Raw genomic sequence first — 21,871 nt, 5'->3', positions numbered from 1 at the left:
ACGTTTTACTTATCTGCACCTATTTACGGATGTAACATATGAATAATGATAAAGGAGATGAACAACTGATGGGTTGTGATAAGTATAAAAAATGCCCTTATTGTAAACATAAACTATCAAAATCAAACTGTTGCATCATTTGTCATACAAAATTAATTGTAGGGCGACGAGGGCCACGGGGATTACGAGGGGTTCAAGGAGCTGCAGGAGCCATCGGTCCAACGGGAGTAACAGGAGATACCGGAGCGACCGGTCCAGCGGGAGCCGCAGGAGCAACCGGTCCAACGGGAGTAACAGGTGCCGCAGGAGATATCGGAGCGACTGGTCCAACGGGAGTAACAGGAGCCACGGGAGATACCGGAGCGACTGGTCCAACGGGAGTAACAGGTGCCGCAGGAGATATCGGAGCGACTGGTCCAACGGGAGCCGCAGGAGCAACCGGTCCAACGGGGGTAACAGGTGCCGCAGGAGATACCGGAGCAACCGGTCCAACGGGAGTAACAGGAGCCGCAGGAGATACCGGAGCGACCGGTCCAACGGGAGTAACAGGAGCCACGGGAGATACCGGAGCGACTGGTCCAGCGGGAGTAACAGGTGCCGCAGGAGATACCGGAGCAACCGGTCCAACGGGGGTCACAGGTGCCGCAGGAGATACCGGAGCAACCGGTCCAACGGGGGTCACAGGTGCCGCAGGAGATACCGGAGCGACCGGTCCAACGGGGGTCACAGGTGCCGCAGGAGATACCGGAGCAACCGGTCCAACGGGGGTCACAGGTGCCGCAGGAGATACCGGAGCGACCGGTCCAACGGGAGTAACAGGAGCCACGGGAGATACCGGAGCGACCGGTCCAACGGGAGTAACAGGAGCCGCAGGAGATACCGGAGCGACCGGTCCAACGGGAGTAACAGGAGCCACGGGAGATACCGGAGCGACCGGTCCAACGGGAGTAACAGGAGCCGCAGGAGATACCGGAGCGACCGGTCCAACGGGGGTCACAGGTGCCGCAGGAGATACCGGAGCGACGGGAGCGATCGGTCCAACAGGAGCCACGGGAGATATCGGAGCCACTGGTCCAACGGGTGCCACGGGAGATATCGGAGCCACTGGTCCGACAGGGGCTACAGGAGATACCGGAGCGACCGGTCCAACAGGAGCCACGGGAGCCACGGGAGATATCGGAGCCACTGGTCCGACAGGGGCTACAGGAGATACCGGAGCGACCGGTCCAACAGGAGCCACGGGAGTCACAGGTGCAGGGCTAGCTGAATTTGCATATGTATACAATCTAAGTGCTCAAACAGTAGCTTTAGAAGCCCCGGTGATTTTTGACTCAACTGGAATTACTACTCCTGGTATTACACATGCCCCTGGAACTTCTCAAATTATAGTGACCAATCCAGGAAACTATGAGGTTACTTTTTCAGTTTCTGGCGTAGAGCCAAATCAATTCACCCTATTTGTAAATGGAGCTCCTGTGACGAACACAGTTTATGGGTCAGGAGCTGGTACTCAACAGAATAACGGTCAGGCCATCCTCGCTCTAGCAGCGGGTGACACGCTTACTCTTGTAAACCATACTTCTGCAGCAGCAGTTACTCTTCAAACTCTAGCAGGAGGGACCCAAACAAATGTGAACGCTTCTATTATTATTAAAAAATTAGACTAACTTAAATGTTTAGAGGTGCTTTTAGAAGCAATCAAAAGGACCTTTTCATTTGAATATCTTTTTTCAGCCGTTTCTTGGAAGTCTTGCCCGGTGCTCGTCTTGTGCATAGTCTGTTTCCCATTATATGTTTTAAATTCATTTGTTCATACGAGAATACAAACAAAAAACCCTAGACCACCTTGAACAATCAAGGTCTCTAGGGTTTGTTTGATCTCTCTTTAAGAGAGTAATGAAATTAACGAGAGTAGAACTCAACGATTAGTTGTTCGCTGATTTCAGGCGCTAATTCAGAACGCTCTGGAAGACGAGTGAAAGTTCCTTCAAGCTTTTCAGCATCGAAAGAAAGATATTCAGGAACGAAGTTGTTTACTTCAACTGATTCTTTCACAACTGCAAGGTTTTGAGATTTCTCACGAAGAGCAATCGTTTGACCTGGTTTCACAGAGAAAGATGGGATGTCTACACGGCTTCCATCAACAAGGATGTGACCATGGTTGACTAGCTGACGAGCTTGGCGGCGAGTACGAGCAAGGCCAAGACGGTATACTAGGTTGTCAAGGCGAGTTTCAAGAAGAATCATGAAGTTTTCACCTTGTTTACCAGGAAGTTTAGCAGCTTTGTCAAATAGTGTACGGAATTGACGTTCGTTGACACCGTACATGTGACGAAGCTTTTGCTTCTCTTGTAATTGTAAACCGTATTCAGATAGTTTTTTGCGTTGTCCTGGACCATGTGGGCCTGGAGCGTAAGGGCGTTTTTCAAGTTCCTTACCTGTTCCGCTTAATGAAATGCCTAAACGGCGGGAAATCTTCCAACTTGGACCTGTATAGCGAGCCATAATGTGACTCCTCCTTATTTGTTTTTATTTGTGAAAAATAAAAACCGTCTGTTCTTTGTCTTTTCCGTCATTATGTTTTCATGCATCCTCGCTCCAGCAGCAGGGAGTTACAAGATGCACCTTCATATAGAAGGAACAAAATGATACAAAAAAGCCGAACAAAAAGGCTGCCATATTTCACACAAACTCTATTATATGACGCTGGATAGGAGAAGTCAACCTATTTAGAGGCAATGGCGATGCTTCGCGTCTGCGAAGAAAAATAAAAAAGCAGACAATATGCCTGCTTTTTTGTAAGATTAAGCATTTGTAGAGGCGGATAACGCCTTTTGGAGCACCTCGGTAAATTGGATTAAGTAGGTTTCATCTACTTCACTGAAACGGTCTTTCACGGGGCTGTCAATATCGAGCACCCCAATGATCTCTCCATTTACCTTGAGCGGAACGACAATTTCAGATTGCGATGCTGTATCACATGCGATATGTCCAGGGAATGCATGCACATCAGCGATACGCTGGACTTCACCTGTTGCAAACGCAGTACCGCAAACGCCTTTTCCAGACGGGATGCGCACACATGCAGGCAGTCCGTTAAACGGTCCGAGCACAAGCTCGCCCCCTTTAGCCAAATAAAATCCAGCCCAATTGACCTCTGGGAGTGAATGATACAATAGCGCCGCAGCATTTGCCAAATTGGCAATCAGATCAGGCTCACCATCTGTAATGGCTTCTACCTGTTTAACAAGCAATTGATAGTCTTTTGATGGATCGCCAGACTGTTTTTCGACATGAAACATGAAAATCTCCTACTTTCTATCTCAAAAATACATAACTTGCGTCTCACATGTGGGATTTGTCGAGCAATTGTAAAAGGAACTTCCGCCTTTATCTTGAAGTATGTACACATGAAGAGGGGTGAGCGGATGAAAACATCAACAACCGTGCAAACAAAAGACCGTATTATTGAAGCTTCCATCAGACTTTTTAACCAAAAAGGATTTTCTGGAACCTCTGTCCGTGAGATTGCGAAGGAAGCAAACGTCAACGTTGCCCACATATCTTATTACTTTCAAGGAAAAGGAGGGCTGCTTGAGCAGCTTGTATCCGATTTTTATGAAGGCTATATTCACATGATTGAATCACATATCCATCACATGGAAACTCGTCACGCAAAAGAATGTTTACTTCATGTGGTTTTTGATATTTTATCTTATCAGCACAAGCACCGTCAATTAACCCGTTTCGTTTATCGAGAGGTGACGATTGATTCGACGCTCATTAGAGAAATTATGTCGACCTATTTAACAAAAGAAAAATATTTGTTTCAGCTCATTATTGAAAAAGGGAAAAACACCCATGTGATTTGTGAGCAGCTCTCACTCTCATCGTTTATGATTCAACTGAAATCACTACTCATGATGCCCTATTTACAGCCGCAATATTTAACGGAGGTGCTTTATTTGAATCCAAATGAGCCTTATTTCTATCAAATGTATTTTAAAGAACTAAGCCGCTCGCTTCATCATTTACTAGAACCAAAAAAGCCGGCATTAGATTCTCACTTAAAACTCATGATGTCTTCGAATTGATCATAAGCATATCCGAGATCTTCCGCTTGATGGGCATCAGACCCGAATATGAGCGGAATTTTTTTCTGTTTTGCAAGATCAATCATCCATTGATCTAAATAGATACTTCTGGCATATGTTTTACGAAGACCTGATGTATTAAAATCTAAGGACATGCCTTTTTTTGCCGTTTCTTCAAGACAAAGGGTGACCTTTTGACAAAGTTCAGGCGGCATCTCAAATGGGAAAAGCTGTTTGAATTTCTGCACAAGGGTGATATGACCGATTCTCTTTGGCTTATAGCGACCTAAAGATGATAGAATAGAAGAATGAATTTGGTCATAGTAGCTTTGATAGACCTGTTCGATGCTGCCATAGGCGCTTATTAGCTGCTTGAAGGCATGCTCGTCAAAATCAAGGCAAATATAATCATCGCCAGCAGGAAGAAAGTGAACAGATAAAATGCTATCGTCTAGTTCTGGACCATAGCAGTCTAAAAAGGCACTTGTTTCCTCTTCATACTCTTTGATATAGTCAACCTCAAGCCCAGTTTTTACTATTAATTGGCCTTTGTATTCCTGTTTCAGCTGATCCAATTTCGTTATATACGAGTCAAGTTCTTGGAGCTTCATGGCACTATCCTGCTCTGGTGTTGGATCTCGAAACGATGGAGGCAGAGGGGCATGCTCGGTAAAGGTTATGGAATCAAATCCCTTTTTGATGGCTTTTTCAATATAAGAATGAAATGAATCAAGCGAGCCGTGCGGGCAAAACGGTGTATGTAGATGTGCATCCTGCTTCAGCATGTCGTCACCTCTTGTCGATATTTTGAAAAACGTGATGTTTATCAGCGAAAATAATGAAAAATCATGACCAAAAATGCTGGTTACATGGTATCATAATAACAATGAAAACGACAGCTTCCGCATACATAAAAGCAGATCACATGGATACGTGTGATCAAATGATAGAAAGCGCTCAAATACTTTCTTGAAAAACATACATAAAACCGTGAATGGATGGTATTGGAAAACATACGATCCTGTTTATAAAAAGACAAATGCAAAGCGGACACGAAAGGGTTCTCAGGTCTACTCGGGACACTTTTACCCTGACATCACTTAGATCACAACAAGGGGGCTCATTATGGAGTTTATCATCGGTTTAATTGTCATTTTGCTTGCTTTGTTTTCAGTCGGTTATTTCCTGCGAAAAAATATATATAAAGAGATTGACCGATTGGAAGCATGGAAAATTGAAATTTTAAACAGATCAATTGTAGAAGAAATTTCAAAAATCAAACATTTAAAAATGACCGGAGAAACAGAGCAATTTTTTGAAAGATGGCGTGCAGAGTGGGACGATATCGTCACAGCCCATCTTCCAAAGGTAGAGGAGCTATTATATGATGCAGAAGAGTATTCTGATAAATATCGATTCTCCAAAGCCAAGCAGGTTCTTACGCACATTGAGGACTTGCTGAGTGCTGCTGATTCGAACATTGAAGACATTTTAAAAGAAATTGCAGACCTTGTCACAAGCGAGGAGCAAAATCGCAAGGACATTGAAAAGGTCAAAGAGCAATATCAAACAGTTCGAAAAAATCTGCTTGCGTACAGCCATTTATATGGCACCCTTTATGACAAAATGGAGCAGGACTTAGATGAGGCCTGGGAAGGGATCAAGCAGTACGAGGAAGAAACAGAAAACGGAAACTACATGAAGGCAAGAAAGATTTTGCTTGAGCAAGACCGCAGACTCGACCAGCTTCAACTATATATCAATGATGTACCAAAGCTTATTGCAGACTGCAAACAAACCGTACCAGGTCAGCTGACGAAGCTGAAAGACGGATATCAAGAAATGACAGAAAAAGGCTACAAGCTGGAGCATATCCAGATCACGAAAGAGCTGGAGACTTTAAACAAACAGCTTGCGAGAGCGGAAAAATTGCTCATTGATGAACTCAATTTAGAAGAGGCATCAAGCATTCTGCAAATGATCAATGATGCGATTGAGACGCTGTATGATCAGCTGGAGGCGGAAGTAGAAGCAGGTCAGGAAATCAAAAGCAAAATGCCTGAGCTCACAGAAGCATTCGAGAAGCTTGAACAAGATCACACACAAACAAAGGCAGAAACGGCTCTTGTGAAAGAAAGCTACAAGCTGACAGCAGGAGAGCTCGATCAACAGAAAGCATTCGAAAAACGTTTAGAAGAAATTGAAAAGCTGATGAAACAAATCCGCGAGAAGCTTGATCGTGACCACGTGGCATATTCATTATTAATGGATGAAATCAATCAGCTGGAGACCTTTATCGATGATGCAAAAGCATTGCATGACACATTTAAAGGTCATCTACAATCATTAAGAAAAGAAGAATTACAAGCGAGAGAAACACTGGCTGAGCTCAAAACCATGCTGACAGATACAGTCCGCCAGCTGCATAAAAGCAATATCCCAGGTGTACCTGCTGAGATGAAAGAGCGGGCTGAAAAAGCGCAGGAGATGATCCAGCAAGTGCATGAGCAGCTGGAAAACCTGCCGCTCAACATGCCGGCAGTGAATCAACAATTAAAAGAAGCCTCTGACACAGTCAGAAATGTTGCGGATGAGACAGAAGAAATGCTCAGTAAAGTGGACCAAATTGAACGAATCATTCAATACGGCAATCGTTTTAGAAGCCAAAACCATATTCTTTCAGAACAACTAAAAGAGGCAGAACGAAGATTCTATGCCTACGATTACAACGGATCATTTGATGTAGCAGCAGCGGCTGTTGAAAAAGCATCACCCGGAGCCGTTCAGAAGCTGTTAGCTCAGCAAGAAAAATAGTATCAGCACCAATAAAAAAAGCTGAAGTCCATTTACAGGACTTCAGCTTTTTTCTGTTAAGATGCTTGTTTCTCCCGCTTTTGGGAAGCAGAAGAAGTGAAAAGAGAAAGAACGAACCCAATGACCACTCCGAAAATAGCAGGAACAACCCAGCCAATACCAAGGTCATATAAAGGTAATATCGTTTGAAAGAGATCCTCCACTGGTCCAATCGGGAGTTTCGCTGCTACTAAGCCGTCAAACAAACTGACGCAGCCAGTTAAAATCAAAGTAAGGACATAAACAGGTCTTCTTTGACCAAGCCATTTATCTGCCAGCGATAACACAATGATGACAATCGCTAGCGGATAAATCGCAGTTAAAACCGGTACAGAGAAAGCGATAATGTGAGCAAGTCCAAAATTTGAAATGATAAAACTAAATAATGTCACTAGTGTTACGACCATTTTATAAGAAAGTTTAGGTAATAAATTTGAGAAATACTCTCCGCATGATGTAACGAGACCGATACTTGTTGTTAAACAAGCAACCGTAATCGCGGCACCCAACACAATATTTCCTAAACTGCCAAATAGGAATTGAGAAGACTGAGCCAAGATTTTACTGCCATCTCCAACAAAACCAATGGCGTGTGTACTTGAAGCGCCTAAATAAGCAAGAGATAGATAAACAAATGTTAATCCGCAAGCTGCAATCAGACCCGCTTTGATACAAGCAGAAGTCAGTGCCTTTTTACTTGTCACACCGCGTCCTTTAATGGCGTTGATGACAACAACCCCAAACACAATAGAAGCAAGAGCATCCATTGTTTTATAGCCCTCTAGAAATCCTTTGAAAAATGATCCGCTGCTATAGGATACATCAGGTGTGCCAACGGCGCCCATCGGCGTTAAAATGGCTTTGACAATAATAATAAAAATAATCGTAAATTTAATTGGTGTTAACACTTTCCCTACACGATCCACAATCTTCGTTGGATTTAGAGCAAGATAATATGTAATACCAAAAAAGACAAGTGTGAATAAAAGAAGTGAGAGCCAAGCTGGTACACCTGCTAAAAAGGGTAATGCACCAATTTCATATGAAACCGTTCCTGTACGAGGAATAGCGAAAAGCGGCCCAATAGATAAATATAAAATGACGGTAAACGCTGTTCCAAAAGCTGGGTGAGCTTTATCAGCTAATCCTTTCGCATCTCGACCTGTTAAAGCGATCGCAATAATCCCTAGAAGAGGTAAACCGACACCTGTTAATAAAAATCCGCCCATTGCTTTCCACACATTTTGCCCAGCATATTGCCCAAGCTCTGGTGGATAAATCATATTTCCGGCGCCGAAGAATAGAGCAAATAACATAAAACCGATAATAACTGTATCTTTCGTCGACAAAGTTGCCTTCATTGCATTTAAAGCCTCCATTATTATGTTGAAATATTCTGTTAATTAGTTGCTAAGTAACCGTTCATCATTAACATTCACTAATTATAAAGGATGTACGCCTGATGTCAACATGTGTTTTCGTACAAAAGTCATGAATTTTTCTATTTTAGTATATGGAGAACAATAAAAAACATCCCCTTCCAATGAAGAAGGGGATGTTTCGGTTTATGACTATGAGGCGAGCTGTTTGGGCGGGCTGGTAAACATCGAAATAAGTAAACCAACCACAGCACCGATAATAGCTGGTAAGATCCAGCCAATGCCTAAATCGTAAAACGGTACGATTGAATCTAAGATGTCAGGCAAGTCACCGAGGTTCACTTTGGCAGCTAATAATCCATCAATGATGGCAAAGAAACCAGTAAAGATAAGAGATACGATATAAATGAGTCTTCTTCCGTTAATCCAGCGATCAAGGAATGACAATAAAATAATGACAATTGCCAGTGGATAGATTGTCACAAGAACTGGAACAGATAGAGAGATAATTTGTGCCAAACCAAGGTTTGCAACCAGTGTACTAAATAAAGAAACAATTAGAACGACTGTGCGATAAGAAAGGCTAGGGATGAGCTTTGAAAAATATTCCCCACAGGATGAAATAAGTCCAACACTAGTCGTTAAACAAGCGAATAAAATGGCTGCGCCAAGTACAATGTTTCCAGCAGAACCGAATAAAAAGTTGGCAGAAAGTGAAAGCAGTTTGCCGCCGTCATTTGCTCCAACCATTCCCGTCGCATCAGGACTTGAAGCACCCACATAAGCAAGTGAAATGTACACCAATGCCAGCCCAACAGCTGCCACGAGTCCTGCTTTAATACAAGCCGCTGCAAGAGATTTACACTCCGTGATGCCTCTTTCCTTAACAGCCGTCACCACGACGATCCCAAATACGATAGAAGCAAGAGCATCCATTGTTTTATAGCCTTCTAAAAATCCAGTGAAGAGCGGGTTTGCTTCATATGTTGCATCAGGAGCACCGATCATTCCCATTGGCGTAGCAATGGCTTTAATGACAATAATGGCAATAACAGTTAATAAGATCGGTGTCAAAATTTTACCAATTCGATCAACCAGCTTTGAAGGATTTAAAGCAAGCAGGTATGAAATAGTGAAAAACACAACGGTAAAGATGAATAGTGGTACCCATGAAGTGGACTGTGCCCCTGACAGAAATGGAGCTAATCCTATCTCGTATGAAACCGTACCAGTTCGCGGAATAGCGAAAAATGGTCCGATGGATAAATACAGAATAACGGTGAAGATGGTCCCGAATTTTGGGTGCGCTTTATCCGCAAGGCCTTTTGCACCGGTACCTGTAAGGGCGACTGCAATCACCCCTAGAAGCGGAAGACCTACTCCTGTGAGTAAAAATCCACCGATGGCAAGCCATACATTCTCACCCGCATATTGTCCAAGAACAGGTGGGAAAATCATATTTCCTGCGCCAAAGAATAATGCAAAAAGCATTAGACCAATGGCTAGCGTCTCTTTTATACTTAAACTATTTTTCAAAATAGTTCCTCCTTAATCAGTGTAGTGTGTCAAATTAAAATATTCTGACAATTTAGATGATCGTGTGACAATTGCACTATGGATGATATAGTGAAAATGAAAAGTTGTCAACTGCCATTTTCAGAAAATTCTCTGTCTGACTTCATTATGGTAACATATAAATGCATTTATTTTTTAAGCTTTTTGTAAGGAGTTACAATATGATCTATCTTGATAATAGTGCAACAACCAAGCCTTATCCAGAGGTTTTACAAGTATATCAGCAAGTGAGTGAGCGTTTTTTTGGTAATCCGTCTTCGCTTCATCAGCTCGGAATTGATGCCAGCCGGCTGCTAAGTGAAACGAGAAAACAAATGCTTCACTATACAGGATTGAAACAATATGAGATTATTTTCACTTCTGGCGCAACAGAAGCAAATAACATTGCCATTAAAGGAGCAGCTCTAGCCAAAATGAACCGGGGGAAACATATTGTGACAACAGCAATTGAACACCCCTCTGTCATCGAATCGTTTGAACAGCTGAAGGCTTTATTTGGTTTTGATATCTCCTATATTCAAGTAAATGAGCATGGCCATGCTGATATGAATCATTTAAAAGAAGTGCTACGCCCTGATACAGTACTGGTCAGCATGATGCATGTCAATAACGAAACGGGTGCCATCCAGCCGATTGAAGAAGCTGCTGGCATCATTCGTGAGCATGCCGAAAATGCCCTTTTTCATGTCGACGGGGTCCAGGGAATGTGCAGAGTAGCACTTAATAAACAGCTGGATGTGGATCTTTTGACGATATCTGGCCACAAAATTCATGGCTTAAAAGGGACAGGAGCGCTCTTTTTAAAAAAAGATGTTGTGCTTGCCCCTTTCATCACAGGAGGGGAGCAGGAATTAGGACTACGGTCAGGTACTGAAAACCCTGCTGGTGCTGTCAGCTTAGCAAAAGCCATGAAACAATCATTCGAACGGCTGAAAAATTATCATGATGAAATGCTTAACTTAAAAACGCAGCTGCAAAAACAGCTTGGAGAAATAGAAGGTATTGTCATCAACACACCGCTGACGCAAAGTGCGCCGCACATTGTGAATTTTTCAGTGCCAGGTATTCAAATCGAGGTTCTTCTCCATATGCTTGAAAAAGAAGGCATGTATGTCTCGACAACCTCTGCCTGCTCAGCCAAGAAAAAAGAGCCAAGTCGTGTGCTGCTAGCGATGGGGAAAGCAGAAGAAGTGGCCAAAAGCAGTATGAGAATCAGTTTGACATTTGGACAAGGACCAGAGCTAGCGCCGCAAATCATCACATCGATCGCACAAAGTGTAAAAAAACTAAAAGGAATGAGATAACAGCATGAAATATGATCATATTTTAGTCCGTTTTGGTGAGATCTCAACAAAAGGGAAGAATAGAAAGAAATTTATTGAAAAACTAAGACAGCATATCCGATTTGTATTAAAAGATTTTGATGCATTAAAGTACGCATCTGACAGAGACCGCATCACGATCATGCTGAACGGAGAAGACCCTGAACCGATTTCAGAACAGCTCAAAAGTGTATTTGGCATTCAAAGCTTTAGTCTTGCGGTGAAATGTGAGACAAATCTCGATGCCATCAAAGAAGCGTCACTCACAGCGGTACAGGAAGTATATGAACAAGGAAATACATTTAAGGTCTCAACGAAACGCTCTTATAAACAATTTGAACTTGATTCAAATGAAATGAACCGCGAAATTGGCGGACATGTGCTGAAGAATACGGAAAACTTAACGGTCAATGTCAAACAGCCGGATGTACATTTGCGCATTGAAATAAGAGAACATGCGACGTATATTACATTTAAAGATGTCAAGGGTGCTGGCGGCCTGCCGGTTGGTTCAAGCGGAAGAGCGATGCTCATGCTTTCAGGCGGCTTTGACAGCCCAGTTGCCGGCTATCAAGCGATGAAACGCGGGATTCAAATTGAGGCTGTACATTTTTTTAGTCCCCCATATACAAGTGAACGTGCCAAGCAAAAGGTCATTGATCTTACAGAATGCTTAGCAGCATATGGAGGCGAAGTGAAGCTTCACATCGTTCCTTTTACAAAAATTCAAGAGCTGATTCACAAACAAGTACCTGAAAACTATACGATGACATCTACAAGAAGAATGATGCTGAAAATAGCTGATAAAATAAGAGCGAAGCGTGATGCTCTTGCGATTATTACGGGTGAAAGCCTTGGACAAGTCGCAAGTCAGACACTGGAAAGCATGTATGCGATTAACCATGTGACCAATACACCAATCATTCGACCGCTCATTGCTGTTGATAAAAATGACATTATTGATGAAGCGAGACGAATTGGCACTTACGAGACAAGTATTCAGCCTTTCGAGGATTGCTGCACGATCTTTACGCCGCCATCTCCTAAAACAAAACCAAAGCTTGAGAAAGTAGAACGCTACGAAAGCTTTGCTGATTTCGAGCCGATGCTCGACGAGGCAGTGGATCAAATGGAAACGATCATCGTCACAAATGAGAAGAAAGCGGCAGACGAATTCGCTGATTTATTCTAAAACAAAAATTTCATAATAATTACCATAAAATCAATCGCATGAAGTCATGTGTTTCTACACATTCTATATTCACAAGGAGGTGAGAACACATGGCTCAACAAAACAGACAAAGCAGTTCTAACCAATTACTAGTACCAGGCGCTGCACAAGCAATCGACCAAATGAAGTACGAAATCGCTTCTGAATTCGGTGTAAACCTTGGTGCAGAAACAACATCTCGCGCTAACGGATCAGTTGGTGGAGAAATCACTAAGCGTCTTGTATCTTACGCTCAACAACATATGGGTGGCGGATCTTTCTAAGACACACAATTAAAAAGTTATGGCTTAGGAGCGGGATCATTCCCGCTCTTTTCTTTTTGTACATAAAAATAGTTTGAATATTTCTAAAAAAGAAGACGAATGAAAAAAATTATGGCATAATACTAGGAGTAGGTCCTAATTCAAGCATTTTTCAGTTATGAGTGTTAGAATAGGTAAATTGAAACATGTTTCGTTTCATAGAAAGAGGCTAAAAGGAGCTGTACCATGAAAAGAGAAGACTTAATTGCACCAGAACAATATAACTTAGTCAGTGAGATTGAAGCGTTCAGTCATGACAAGGAGAAAATGGCCCTGCACTGGCAGGATGGAAATGGCCACGAAGCGCATGTGACGTATGCAGCTTTAGTGGAAGAAGCAAATAAAATTGGTCATGTATTATTAAATGCAGGCTTTAAAAAAGGCGATAAAATCATTGTGATGGTGCCGCGCATGCTAGAGGCATACAGCATTTATTTAGCAATTTTGAAAACAGGAATGGTCGTCATTCCTTGTTCAGAAATGCTGCGTGCAAAAGATTTAGATTACCGAATTGAACATGCAGAAGCAAAGGGAGCGATTGTTTACTCTTCATTCATTCAATCGTTCGACGGAACCAATCAGCCAAACGATTTTAAAACATTCTCAATCGGTGAAAACGATCATGGCTGGACAAATATTCTAGCGCAAAAGGATCAACAATCAAGTGAGCTGCGAATGGCTCCAACAACACGTACAGACATGGCGTTCTTATCCTATACATCTGGTACGACAGGTCATCCAAAAGGGGTTGTTCATACACACGGATGGGCGTATGCACATTTACGCACAGCTGCCAAAGCATGGCTCTCTATTAATGAGGGAGATAAAGTATGGGCGACAGCAGGGCCAGGCTGGCAAAAATGGGTGTGGAGCCCTCTCTTATCTGTGTTAGGAAGTGGCGCAGAAGGCTTTGTATACGGAGGGAAATTCAATCCAAATACGTACTTAGAGCTGCTTCAAAAAAATGAAATCAATGTCCTATGCTGTACGCCGACAGAATATCGTTTTATGGCGAAAGTAGATGACTTGAGTCAGTACGAGCTGCCAAAGCTGCATAGTGCCGTTTCTGCGGGAGAGCCGTTGAACCGTGAAGTCATTGATACATTCAAAAAGCATTTTGATATAGAAGTACGAGATGGCTATGGCCAAACAGAAAGCACACTGCTCGTAGGGGTGCTAAAAGGAATGGACATCAAGCCAGGCAGTATGGGAAAACCAACACCTGGCAACGAAGTCGAGATCATTGATGAGGACGGTAGCGTATGCGCTTCTGGAGAAGTTGGTGACATTGCGGTCCATCTCGAAACGCCGGCGTTATTTAAGGAATATTACAAAGATGAAGAGCGTACAAAAGCGCAGCGCCGCGGAAATTACTTTATTACCGGTGACCGCGCGAAAAAAGACGAAGATGGGTACTTCTGGTTTGAAAGCCGCAGAGATGATATCATCGTCAGCTCAGGCTATACCATTGGGCCGTTTGAAGTAGAAGATGCACTGATCAAACACCCAGCAGTCAAAGAATGTGCGGTTGTGGCTAGTCCAGATGAAATCAGAGGATCAATTGTGAAGGCATATGTCGTCCTGCGTGATGGATCAGCACAAAGTGATGAGCTGATCAAAGAGCTGCAGACACATGTGAAAAACACAACAGCACCTTACAAATACCCAAGAGAAATTGAATTCATTGACGAACTGCCAAAAACACCGTCAGCGAAAATCCGCCGTGTCGAGCTGAGAGAAAGAGAGCTTGCACGAAAAGGATCATGATGAATAAACGAAAAGCGTTTGGATGGAAGCATCCAGCGCTTTTTTTTACGGAAAATCAAATCCGCTGGAAGCGGTCATGATGTTCTATGATAAAATGTGTAAGAATTGCTGGAAAAGGAGAATGTTAGAAGATGTTCATTGCCATCATTCATGGAATTGTGCTTGCCTTTGGTCTCATTTTACCATTGGGCGCACAAAATGTATTTGTGTTTCAGCAAGGAGCGCTTCAGCCGCGATTATATCAGGCCTTACCTGTCGTTATCACTGCTGCTCTTTGTGACACACTATTAATTGCATTAGCTGTCATTGGGGTTTCTGTTGTGGTGTTCACCATTCCTGTACTGCAAATCGGTCTTTATATCATTGGATTTTGTTTTTTAGTTTATATGGGATGGTCCGTGTGGAACACAAGCTCATCAACAGATGCTAAAGAGAAGCAGGAATTTATGCCTGCGAGAAAGCAAATTGTCTTTGCCTGTTCAGTTTCACTTTTAAATCCCCACGCCATTCTTGATACAATTGGTGTGATTGGAACAAATTCGCTTCAATATAGCGGGGCAGAAAAACTGGCATTTACACTCGCCTGTATCATCGTGTCCTGGTTATGGTTTATTGGGCTCGCTTTTTTAGGGAAGATGCTAGGGAAGTTAGATACAAACGGCAAGTGGATGAACCGTATCAATAAAGCTTCAGCGGTCATGATCTGGCTTGTCGCGTTATACATTGCGTATCAATTGATTTTATAAAATACATAGAGGATAAAGCAAAGAAGCGCTTGGAAGGTAAGGTCCGGCGCTTTTTTTGTGTATTGGAAAGGCTCCTCAGCCAGTGTCACTATCATCGCAAGAGGAAGATCACATTCAATTGCCTATAGGAAATGATAAGAAATAGGATATATGATACATTACCACTAGTGGGTTTTATTGGCAAAAAGGTCTATTACATTATTTTCCTTTAGAGGTTATAATTTTATGAAATTTGCTAAAGGAGGATATATGATGAAGTTAAGAAAAATGTTTTGTGTGCTATTGTTTATAGCACTTTTATTCGGACAATTTCCTGTAGGAAAAGCTATTACCATAAAGGAGGAGGAGCCTTTTAAAAAGATACAAAATGTTAAAACAGAAGAAAAACTCATAAAAAAGGCAAAAAAAAGCTCTCAATTTTTAAAGGCAAAAGAATTAGCCCAAAAGAAAGGTTATCTATTAAATGGAGAAAGTGCAGCGGTTCATCTGAACGCTGCTGAAACGGATGTTGTTTACTTTTATCTTAAAAAGAAGAAGTCAGATAATCAGCTGTTAGACAATGTTTCCTTCATTTCAGTTTCATTGAGCCAAATAAAAGCTTACTATATTCAACTTGCAGAATACGATGAGAAAGGAAATTTGCACTCATATTTCTTCCAAAATGGAAAATTGAAAAATAAGTTCCATATCAACCAAAAAGGGGAGTTTTTAAAAGGATCTTTTACCTATGGTGAAAATGGTGCAAAGCAAGATATGATGGAATTAAATAAAAAAATTTTCCAGGCAGATGATTCAGAAATTCAAACGAGTTTTAGTTGGAACAAGTTTTGGAACTGCTTAAAAAAGCAAAGCGGCCCGAATGAATCTCTTCCGCTACGTTCAATGGTTTTAGGAGCGTGTTATTATATTTGTTTAACGGGACCTGCTAGCTGTATAGCATGCGCAGTGATTAATGGAGGAATATCTGCAGGATTAGCCGGTTATTGTGTGAAAAAAGTTTGGTAAATGGGGGTTTTTAGAATGGCTCATAAAGAACAGCGCAAGGGAATAGTTCTTGCTGTTTTTGATACGTTGACATTTGGTATACCAGTGTTGCTATGGAATTTATATAAGAATACCAGTACCACATTGAAATTCATGATCCCGATCATTCCCATTGTCGGTCTCATTACATATTTTTTAGCATCTCTTGATTAATAAAATAAAAAATCCTTTGCATGAGCGATACGCTCATGCTTTTTTAGGTCCTTTTTTGAAAATCGTTTGATTTAATAGGCGGAGAGCTTGTACGATATCATCCATTTGTTCTATATCCGAGGAAGATAGGCTGTCTAATAGCATCCCTTCGATATGCTGGAAGACTTCGTTCATACAAGCACGGCCTTTGTCAGACAGCTTAATGACATGTTTTCGTTTGTCATCACGGTCTTCTTCTCTAGCAATGAATTGTTTCTCGTGCAGTTTTTTTAGTTCTCTGCTGACATTTGGAAGAGACATGTGCTGACAGTCGGCAATTTCACTAGGCGTAAGCGGTTCGCTGACAGCTAGCTGCTCTAGAATTAAGTATTGTAAGGTCGTTAGGTCAGCCGGTTTGACTTTGCTCATCAGGGCATGTTTTAGCTCTGAAAAAGTAGAAGCAAATGCTACGAATTCCTTGAAGAAATGGGGATGCTTCATGTTTATCACCTCCTATGTAACATACCAAAATTATTATCAAAAAACAATTATCATTTGACAACTAATTAAGAGGGGTATATCATTTAGTTATCAAATGATAACAAAAGGAGACAACACATGAATCTACTCATTATTTATACTCACCCTCATCACAATAGTTTAAATGGTGCTTTTTTAAAAGAAATTATGAAAGGCAGTGAAGAAAATCCACTTGTTCATGAAGTGAAAATCATCGATTTATACAAAGAAGAATTTGATCCTGTGCTGATTTTTAATGAAGAGAAAAAAAGGCGTGATATGCATAAGGACCCTGACATTCGGGTGTATCAGGAAAAGATCAAATGGGCAGATAAAATCGTGTTCGTTTATCCCATTTGGTGGGGGCGGCCGCCAGCCATGCTGATTGGCTTTATTGACCGCATGTTTGCTGCGAATTTTGCTTATCGTCAAACAGGCGGGCTGCTTCCAGAAGGACTGTTAAAAGGAAAAAGTGCTGTTTGTGTATCGACAATGCAAGGGCCAACCAACTACCCTTTATTCTTTTTGCAAAATGCACACAAGATGTTAATGAAAAGAGCCCTCTTACAATATGTCGGAATCAAACCTGTGAAGTTTTTTGAGTTCGGCATGATGGAAAGCCCAAAAGGGAAACATGAGGCCAAATTAAAACGTATCTACAACTATTTCAAAAAAATCAGCTCATAAAACAGTTGGTGAAGTCACTTTTCTTCTAATTTGATCCTTTTATGTTTTAAAATGACAGTGAGGGTGGGGGAACTCTTCCTCGTCATTTGAAAAGGGGGATATGGATGAAGAAAACATTGTTTAAAGATGCAGCGATTTTAACACTTGATCCAACTTTAGGTTTTTTAGAAAAAGGAGATTTATTAATTGAAGGGACACACATTTTAGAGGTCGGACCTTTCATTGAAGCAAATGATGCTGACATTGTCGATGCGTCCGATATGGTGATCATGCCAGGGCTTGTGGATACACATCGTCATGTGTGGCAGTCTGTCATCAGAGGCATAGGCACAGATTGGTCTTTGCAGACATATTTGAGCAAAATCTATTATGGTAACTATGGTGCGATGAGACGCCCATCCGAGGATCGAATCGCAAATTATTTAGGGGCATTAGAGGCGTTAGATGCAGGAGTGACCACATGTTTAGACTGGACGATGATCAATTCAATGGATCATACAGAAGAGCTGATCGGAGGATTAAAAGATGCGGGCATTCGAGCTGTTTTTGCTTTTGGCTCTTCTGGAGATGCTGAGTATTGGGATAGGGAGAGCACGCTCACCAATATGGAGGACGCAGCACGCGTGAAAAAAGCGCATTTTCAATCATCAGATCAGCTCTTGACGATGGGGCTTGCGATTCGTGGACCAGAGTTTTCCTCTTGGGAGACTTCAGTATTTGAAATCGAAACAGCCCGGTCTCTAGATGCTCTATGCAGTATGCACATTGGCTTTGGGAACTGGGGAGCGGAGGATCGTTCGATTGAGCGGCTTCACAAAGCAGGGTTACTCGGACCTGACCTCAACATGGTGCATATCAATGCAATCGATGCGGATCAAATGAAGATGCTGGCAGACAGCGGAAGCTCCATATCTATTACACCTGAAATTGAGATGATGATGGGTCACGGTTATCCTGTAACAGGACTTGCGATTGAACAAGGTGTTCTTCCAACGCTCGGTGTAGATGTGGTAACAGCGACAGGCGGAGATTTGTTTGCTCAAATGAAATTCGGACTTCAGGCAGAGCGCGCGCTTCAAAATCAATCATTGCTGATGGAGGGAATCATGCCAGGACCTGAACTTGGGATTTCTGCTCATCAAATGCTTGAAGCTGCAACGATCAATGGGGCTCGTGCATTACAGCTTGATCATAAAATTGGCTCGCTCACACCTGGAAAAGAAGCTGATTTCATCCTGATCGACCGGACAAGCATGAATCTTCTGCCGATGACAGATCCGGCTGGAGCGGTTGTCCAAACGGCACATCCTTCAAATGTTGATTCTGTCTATGTGGCTGGAAAAGCAGTGAAACGAAGCGGAAAGCTTGTTGGTGTGAACCTAGAAGAGGTCAAACGCAAAGCTTATGCGGCAAGAGATCATATTCTATCGCACAAGTTTGAATCAACTCCATCATAAACAAACATATCCCCATAGACAGCGGCCTATGGGGAATAGATTACAAGGATTCTTTAATGACCTTTTTGTAATACTGGACAGATAGGAATCCGAAGACAGAATATAAAACCGTATAAATCGACATGACGATGAGCATTGGTGTCCACAGTTCACCGCCGAATAAAAACCAGCCAGACTGTACTGCAAAGTAGCTGTGCAGCAATCCGATGATGAGCGGAATCCCAAAGTTAAATAGCTGTTTGAGCCTAATGCCTTTTAATAGATCTTTCTCTGTAAAGCCAAGCTTACGTAAGATCGTGTACGAGCTTTGTTCTTCTTCACTTTCATTCATCTGTTTGAAGTATAAAATACAGCCTGATGTCACAAGGAAGCTTAGACCTAAAAATCCAACCACAAACATCATCAGTCCCATTGTTTGCTTTTGCTGCTGAGCTGAAGCTAATTGAGACATGCTGTCGTCACCTAGTTTTAAAGATGTAAACACATCATTGGCTTGTTCAAGATTTTTATCATCTTTTATATTGACCGCATGATATTGACTATTCTCAAGCTGCAGTTTAGGATCTTTCTGCTGGTCAAGCTTCTCAAAGACATTTTGACTGACGACGGCAACAGGCAGACCGCCAAAAGTGAATTTGTAAGAGATGATGTAATCTTTCTTCATATCAATGACTTTTAAATCAAGCGGCTTCTTGATGAGAAGTTTCACATCACCTGAACTTTGAATCGGCATGAATTTCTTCAATAAATCACTGTAGCCGCTTAAGATGACTTCGTTGTTTTCTACATGAATATTAGGTGCATTTTTCTCACTGATCACAGGCAGTGTCAAGACTCTTGGATTCTTATTCAAACTTTGTAATTCCGAATCCATGATCTTATGTGCATCAAAATCCGCTTGAATGACCTTGAACTGCTTTTTTTCATACGCAATATGTTTGTCAGAAAGTGCACGAGTGAAGGTATCGGCTTCTTTCTCTGAGCCCATGACAAAATGTGATGGAATCTGTTGTTCAGCCGCTTTTTCTGCTGAGTAATAGGAAATGTAGCTTAAAGATAACAACCCGATGGCAAGTGCAGATACGGTTGTAATAATCGTTAAAAGCAGTGCATTTGATTTTAATCGGAACATAATAGATGACAAAGACAGGACTTCATGAATGGCGAGATAGCCATTTTTTCTTTTCCGTACAATATTGGCAATGAAAGAAACAGAGCCTTTATAAAAAAGAAAGGTACCGATAATGACAGAGGCTAGAATATAAATCATTGCTGAAAATAACTCAAGCATGGACGTATATGAGCCGCTAAAAAGCTGAGAAGAAATATAATAGCCTGAGCTGATCAAGACAATACCGAAAACCCCAATGATGATTTCAAACACAGAGATCTTTTTCACACGCTGCTCTGTAGAAGACGTGGTTCTAAACAAAGATAAAATTGTCTGTTTACTAATAAACCGTCTATTTCTTAGCATAATTAATCCATAGATGATGAAAAAGACAATGAGCGTTTGCAGAAGGGCCATGCCTGAAAAATGCAGATGCGCGATGGCATTAACGCCGGTTACTTTAAATAGCACCATCAGCATGAGCTTTGAACCGATAAATCCAGCTATGATGCCAACAGCCATTGAGAACACATATAGGATGAAATTTTCTGCATTGAGCAGTTTGGCAATTTTTTGTTTCGTCATGCCAATGAGCTGCAGGAGACCTATTTCTTTCCCTCGTCGTTTAATAAAAATGCTGTTCGCATATAACAGGAAGATCCCAACAATGGCAATGAGCAGTACCGAAGCGGCTTTAATCGACGCACCGCCTTTAATGGACCCTTTTACATCATCAAGTGCTGGTGAGTACTGCAAGGTGACAAAAGAAAAGTAGAGCGCCACACTAAACACGAGAGCAAACACATATAAATAGTAATTCTTCAAATTTTTCTTCAGGTTACGGAAGATGAGCTGATTAATGTTCATGCTTCACACCGCCTAAGACACCTTGCGTTTTCATAATATCCTCGAAAAACATCTTTCTCTCTAAAGCACCTTTATTCAACTGAGTATAGATTTGTCCGTCCTTGATAAAAATGACGCGTCTTGAATAGCTGGCTGCGACAGGATCATGTGTCACCATGACTATGGTCGCTTTTCGTTTGCGATTGAAATCTTGCAGCTTATTGAGTAGATCAGATGCAGATTTGGAATCAAGCGCTCCGGTAGGTTCATCCGCGAAAATAAGACTCGGCTCATGAATGAAGGCACGAACTGCTGATGTCCGCTGCTTTTGTCCACCAGAGAGTTCATTCGGATATTTGTCTCTTAGTTCATAGATGCCCATGTCCTCCGCGAGCTGTTGAAAACGTTCAAAAGCTTCTTTTTTCGGCGTTTTGGAGATGGATAATGGCAAGAGGATGTTCTCTTTGACCGTGAGTGTATCAAGTAAGTTATAATCCTGAAAGACAAAGCCAAGCTGCTTTTTTCTGAATTCTGCGAGCTGCTGATCCTTCATTTGTGTCATCTCAGCATCTGCGATACGAATCGATCCACTGGATACATGATCGATAGAGGACAATACGTTTAGAAGGGTTGTTTTCCCCGAGCCTGATGGCCCCATAATGCTGACAAATTCTCCGGCTTCAATGGTCAAATCAATGCCGCTCAGCACCTCTTGTTTGTTGAATTTATTTCCATAGCTTTTATATATTTTGCGAGCTTCTAAAATGTTCATTTGTCGATCCCCTTTTTCTATTTAATTGATACCT

Annotated in this window: 20 protein-coding genes; 12 read left to right on the top strand and 8 right to left on the bottom strand. The window is 41.9% G+C overall.

Annotated elements, in window-relative coordinates; all coding sequences use genetic code 11:
• Nucleotides 1-38 precede the first annotated feature (38 nt).
• Nucleotides 39-1,667, top strand: a complete 1,629-nt coding sequence (locus C6Y06_RS12635; RefSeq protein WP_106036970.1) for a BclA C-terminal domain-containing protein — start codon at nucleotides 39-41, stop codon at nucleotides 1,665-1,667.
• A 235-nt stretch (nucleotides 1,668-1,902) separates the two neighbouring features.
• On the opposite strand, the gene rpsD is transcribed toward C6Y06_RS12635, so the two are convergent.
• Together rpsD and C6Y06_RS12625 are read right to left on the bottom strand one after the other, a co-directional pair.
• Nucleotides 1,903-2,505, bottom strand: coding sequence for a 30S ribosomal protein S4 (rpsD, locus tag C6Y06_RS12630; protein WP_034661940.1), 603 nt, complete (start codon nucleotides 2,503-2,505; stop codon nucleotides 1,903-1,905).
• A gap of 299 nt (nucleotides 2,506-2,804) precedes the next feature.
• Nucleotides 2,805-3,302, bottom strand: coding sequence for a GAF domain-containing protein (locus C6Y06_RS12625; RefSeq protein ID WP_106036969.1), 498 nt, complete (start codon nucleotides 3,300-3,302; stop codon nucleotides 2,805-2,807).
• Between the two features lie 126 nt (nucleotides 3,303-3,428).
• Here C6Y06_RS12625 and refZ point away from each other — a divergent pair, with 126 nt between their 5' ends.
• Nucleotides 3,429-4,094 (top strand): forespore capture DNA-binding protein RefZ, encoded by a 666-nt coding sequence (gene refZ, locus C6Y06_RS12620; protein WP_106036968.1) that lies wholly within the window; start codon nucleotides 3,429-3,431, stop codon nucleotides 4,092-4,094.
• Here refZ and hisJ read toward each other — a convergent pair.
• On the bottom strand, nucleotides 4,064-4,879 hold the full coding sequence (hisJ, locus tag C6Y06_RS12615) for a histidinol-phosphatase HisJ (RefSeq protein WP_060597013.1): 816 nt from the start codon (nucleotides 4,877-4,879) through the stop codon (nucleotides 4,064-4,066). The genes refZ and hisJ overlap by 31 nt on opposite strands.
• 340 nt (nucleotides 4,880-5,219) lie before the next feature.
• Between hisJ and ezrA the strand changes: the two genes are divergently transcribed.
• Nucleotides 5,220-6,908: a septation ring formation regulator EzrA gene (ezrA, locus tag C6Y06_RS12610; protein ID WP_106036967.1), complete on the top strand. Its 1,689-nt coding sequence runs from the start codon at nucleotides 5,220-5,222 to the stop codon at nucleotides 6,906-6,908.
• Nucleotides 6,909-6,964: 56 nt separating this feature from the next.
• Here the strand turns inward: ezrA and brnQ (C6Y06_RS12605) are convergent, their stop codons facing one another.
• Together brnQ (C6Y06_RS12605) and brnQ (C6Y06_RS12600) are read right to left on the bottom strand one after the other, a co-directional pair.
• The gene (brnQ, locus tag C6Y06_RS12605) at nucleotides 6,965-8,308 is read right to left on the bottom strand and encodes a branched-chain amino acid transport system II carrier protein (RefSeq protein WP_060597011.1); all 1,344 of its coding nucleotides are present in this window, start codon (nucleotides 8,306-8,308) and stop codon (nucleotides 6,965-6,967) included.
• Between the two features lie 210 nt (nucleotides 8,309-8,518).
• Nucleotides 8,519-9,862, bottom strand: coding sequence for a branched-chain amino acid transport system II carrier protein (gene brnQ, locus C6Y06_RS12600; RefSeq protein WP_106036966.1), 1,344 nt, complete (start codon nucleotides 9,860-9,862; stop codon nucleotides 8,519-8,521).
• Between the two features lie 200 nt (nucleotides 9,863-10,062).
• Between brnQ (C6Y06_RS12600) and C6Y06_RS12595 the strand changes: the two genes are divergently transcribed.
• The 7 genes from C6Y06_RS12595 to C6Y06_RS20095 all read left to right on the top strand — a co-directional run bounded on the left by C6Y06_RS12595 (nucleotide 10,063) and on the right by C6Y06_RS20095 (nucleotide 16,466).
• The gene (locus tag C6Y06_RS12595) at nucleotides 10,063-11,205 is read left to right on the top strand and encodes a cysteine desulfurase family protein (RefSeq protein WP_060597009.1); all 1,143 of its coding nucleotides are present in this window, start codon (nucleotides 10,063-10,065) and stop codon (nucleotides 11,203-11,205) included.
• Nucleotides 11,206-11,209: 4 nt separating this feature from the next.
• Nucleotides 11,210-12,415 carry a tRNA uracil 4-sulfurtransferase ThiI gene (gene thiI / locus C6Y06_RS12590; protein ID WP_106036965.1) on the top strand — a complete coding sequence of 402 codons (1,206 nt, stop codon included), beginning with the start codon at nucleotides 11,210-11,212 and terminating at the stop codon, nucleotides 12,413-12,415.
• A gap of 89 nt (nucleotides 12,416-12,504) precedes the next feature.
• Nucleotides 12,505-12,717, top strand: a complete 213-nt coding sequence (locus C6Y06_RS12585; RefSeq protein WP_024424829.1) for an alpha/beta-type small acid-soluble spore protein — start codon at nucleotides 12,505-12,507, stop codon at nucleotides 12,715-12,717.
• Nucleotides 12,718-12,942: 225 nt separating this feature from the next.
• The gene (mbcS, locus tag C6Y06_RS12580) at nucleotides 12,943-14,523 is read left to right on the top strand and encodes an acyl-CoA synthetase MbcS (protein WP_106036964.1); all 1,581 of its coding nucleotides are present in this window, start codon (nucleotides 12,943-12,945) and stop codon (nucleotides 14,521-14,523) included.
• Nucleotides 14,524-14,654: 131 nt separating this feature from the next.
• Nucleotides 14,655-15,269, top strand: coding sequence for a LysE/ArgO family amino acid transporter (locus C6Y06_RS12575; protein WP_106036963.1), 615 nt, complete (start codon nucleotides 14,655-14,657; stop codon nucleotides 15,267-15,269).
• A gap of 252 nt (nucleotides 15,270-15,521) precedes the next feature.
• Complete coding sequence (locus C6Y06_RS12570; protein ID WP_095285575.1) at nucleotides 15,522-16,274, top strand: hypothetical protein; 753 nt, start codon at nucleotides 15,522-15,524, stop codon at nucleotides 16,272-16,274.
• Nucleotides 16,275-16,289: 15 nt separating this feature from the next.
• On the top strand, nucleotides 16,290-16,466 hold the full coding sequence (locus C6Y06_RS20095) for a hypothetical protein (protein WP_162839365.1): 177 nt from the start codon (nucleotides 16,290-16,292) through the stop codon (nucleotides 16,464-16,466).
• Between the two features lie 33 nt (nucleotides 16,467-16,499).
• On the opposite strand, the gene C6Y06_RS12565 is transcribed toward C6Y06_RS20095, so the two are convergent.
• Nucleotides 16,500-16,946 (bottom strand): MarR family winged helix-turn-helix transcriptional regulator, encoded by a 447-nt coding sequence (locus C6Y06_RS12565; RefSeq protein WP_106036962.1) that lies wholly within the window; start codon nucleotides 16,944-16,946, stop codon nucleotides 16,500-16,502.
• A 117-nt stretch (nucleotides 16,947-17,063) separates the two neighbouring features.
• Between C6Y06_RS12565 and C6Y06_RS12560 the strand changes: the two genes are divergently transcribed.
• Both C6Y06_RS12560 and C6Y06_RS12555 read left to right on the top strand, forming a co-directional pair.
• Nucleotides 17,064-17,651, top strand: coding sequence for an NAD(P)H-dependent oxidoreductase (locus C6Y06_RS12560; protein WP_060597004.1), 588 nt, complete (start codon nucleotides 17,064-17,066; stop codon nucleotides 17,649-17,651).
• Between the two features lie 104 nt (nucleotides 17,652-17,755).
• Entirely contained in the window at nucleotides 17,756-19,108 is a 1,353-nt protein-coding gene (locus C6Y06_RS12555) for an amidohydrolase family protein (RefSeq protein WP_060597003.1), read from the top strand.
• 40 nt (nucleotides 19,109-19,148) lie between these two features.
• On the opposite strand, the gene C6Y06_RS12550 is transcribed toward C6Y06_RS12555, so the two are convergent.
• Together C6Y06_RS12550 and C6Y06_RS12545 are read right to left on the bottom strand one after the other, a co-directional pair.
• Entirely contained in the window at nucleotides 19,149-21,086 is a 1,938-nt protein-coding gene (locus C6Y06_RS12550) for an ABC transporter permease (protein ID WP_060597002.1), read from the bottom strand.
• Nucleotides 21,076-21,837, bottom strand: coding sequence for an ABC transporter ATP-binding protein (locus C6Y06_RS12545; RefSeq protein ID WP_012010889.1), 762 nt, complete (start codon nucleotides 21,835-21,837; stop codon nucleotides 21,076-21,078). The genes C6Y06_RS12550 and C6Y06_RS12545 overlap by 11 nt, the downstream gene beginning before the upstream one ends.
• Nucleotides 21,838-21,871 lie beyond the last annotated feature (34 nt).

This window comes from Bacillus sp. MZGC1, from assembly GCF_002998605.1.
Lineage (GTDB): Bacteria > Bacillota > Bacilli > Bacillales > Bacillaceae > Bacillus.
Note: the sequence above shows the minus strand (reverse complement) of the source record. Positions and strands in the feature narration are given on the sequence as shown.

Bases quoted from the DNA above. Each gene is read 5' to 3' on its own strand.
- hisJ (WP_060597013.1), bottom strand. From the start codon at position 4,879: ATGCTGAAGCAGGATGCACATCTACATACACCGTTTTGCCCGCACGGC.
- C6Y06_RS12595 (WP_060597009.1), top strand. From the start codon at position 10,063: ATGATCTATCTTGATAATAGTGCAACAACCAAGCCTTATCCAGAGGTT.
- C6Y06_RS12550 (WP_060597002.1), bottom strand. From the start codon at position 21,086: ATGAACATTAATCAGCTCATCTTCCGTAACCTGAAGAAAAATTTGAAG.
- C6Y06_RS12545 (WP_012010889.1), bottom strand. From the start codon at position 21,837: ATGAACATTTTAGAAGCTCGCAAAATATATAAAAGCTATGGAAATAAA.
- C6Y06_RS20095 (WP_162839365.1), top strand. From the start codon at position 16,290: ATGGCTCATAAAGAACAGCGCAAGGGAATAGTTCTTGCTGTTTTTGAT.
- C6Y06_RS12555 (WP_060597003.1), top strand. From the start codon at position 17,756: ATGAAGAAAACATTGTTTAAAGATGCAGCGATTTTAACACTTGATCCA.
- C6Y06_RS12635 (WP_106036970.1), top strand. From the start codon at position 39: ATGAATAATGATAAAGGAGATGAACAACTGATGGGTTGTGATAAGTAT.
- rpsD (WP_034661940.1), bottom strand. From the start codon at position 2,505: ATGGCTCGCTATACAGGTCCAAGTTGGAAGATTTCCCGCCGTTTAGGC.
- brnQ (WP_060597011.1), bottom strand. From the start codon at position 8,308: ATGAAGGCAACTTTGTCGACGAAAGATACAGTTATTATCGGTTTTATG.
- C6Y06_RS12575 (WP_106036963.1), top strand. From the start codon at position 14,655: ATGTTCATTGCCATCATTCATGGAATTGTGCTTGCCTTTGGTCTCATT.
- refZ (WP_106036968.1), top strand. From the start codon at position 3,429: ATGAAAACATCAACAACCGTGCAAACAAAAGACCGTATTATTGAAGCT.
- mbcS (WP_106036964.1), top strand. From the start codon at position 12,943: ATGAAAAGAGAAGACTTAATTGCACCAGAACAATATAACTTAGTCAGT.
- thiI (WP_106036965.1), top strand. From the start codon at position 11,210: ATGAAATATGATCATATTTTAGTCCGTTTTGGTGAGATCTCAACAAAA.
- ezrA (WP_106036967.1), top strand. From the start codon at position 5,220: ATGGAGTTTATCATCGGTTTAATTGTCATTTTGCTTGCTTTGTTTTCA.
- C6Y06_RS12560 (WP_060597004.1), top strand. From the start codon at position 17,064: ATGAATCTACTCATTATTTATACTCACCCTCATCACAATAGTTTAAAT.
- C6Y06_RS12565 (WP_106036962.1), bottom strand. From the start codon at position 16,946: ATGAAGCATCCCCATTTCTTCAAGGAATTCGTAGCATTTGCTTCTACT.
- C6Y06_RS12585 (WP_024424829.1), top strand. From the start codon at position 12,505: ATGGCTCAACAAAACAGACAAAGCAGTTCTAACCAATTACTAGTACCA.
- C6Y06_RS12570 (WP_095285575.1), top strand. From the start codon at position 15,522: ATGAAGTTAAGAAAAATGTTTTGTGTGCTATTGTTTATAGCACTTTTA.
- C6Y06_RS12625 (WP_106036969.1), bottom strand. From the start codon at position 3,302: ATGTTTCATGTCGAAAAACAGTCTGGCGATCCATCAAAAGACTATCAA.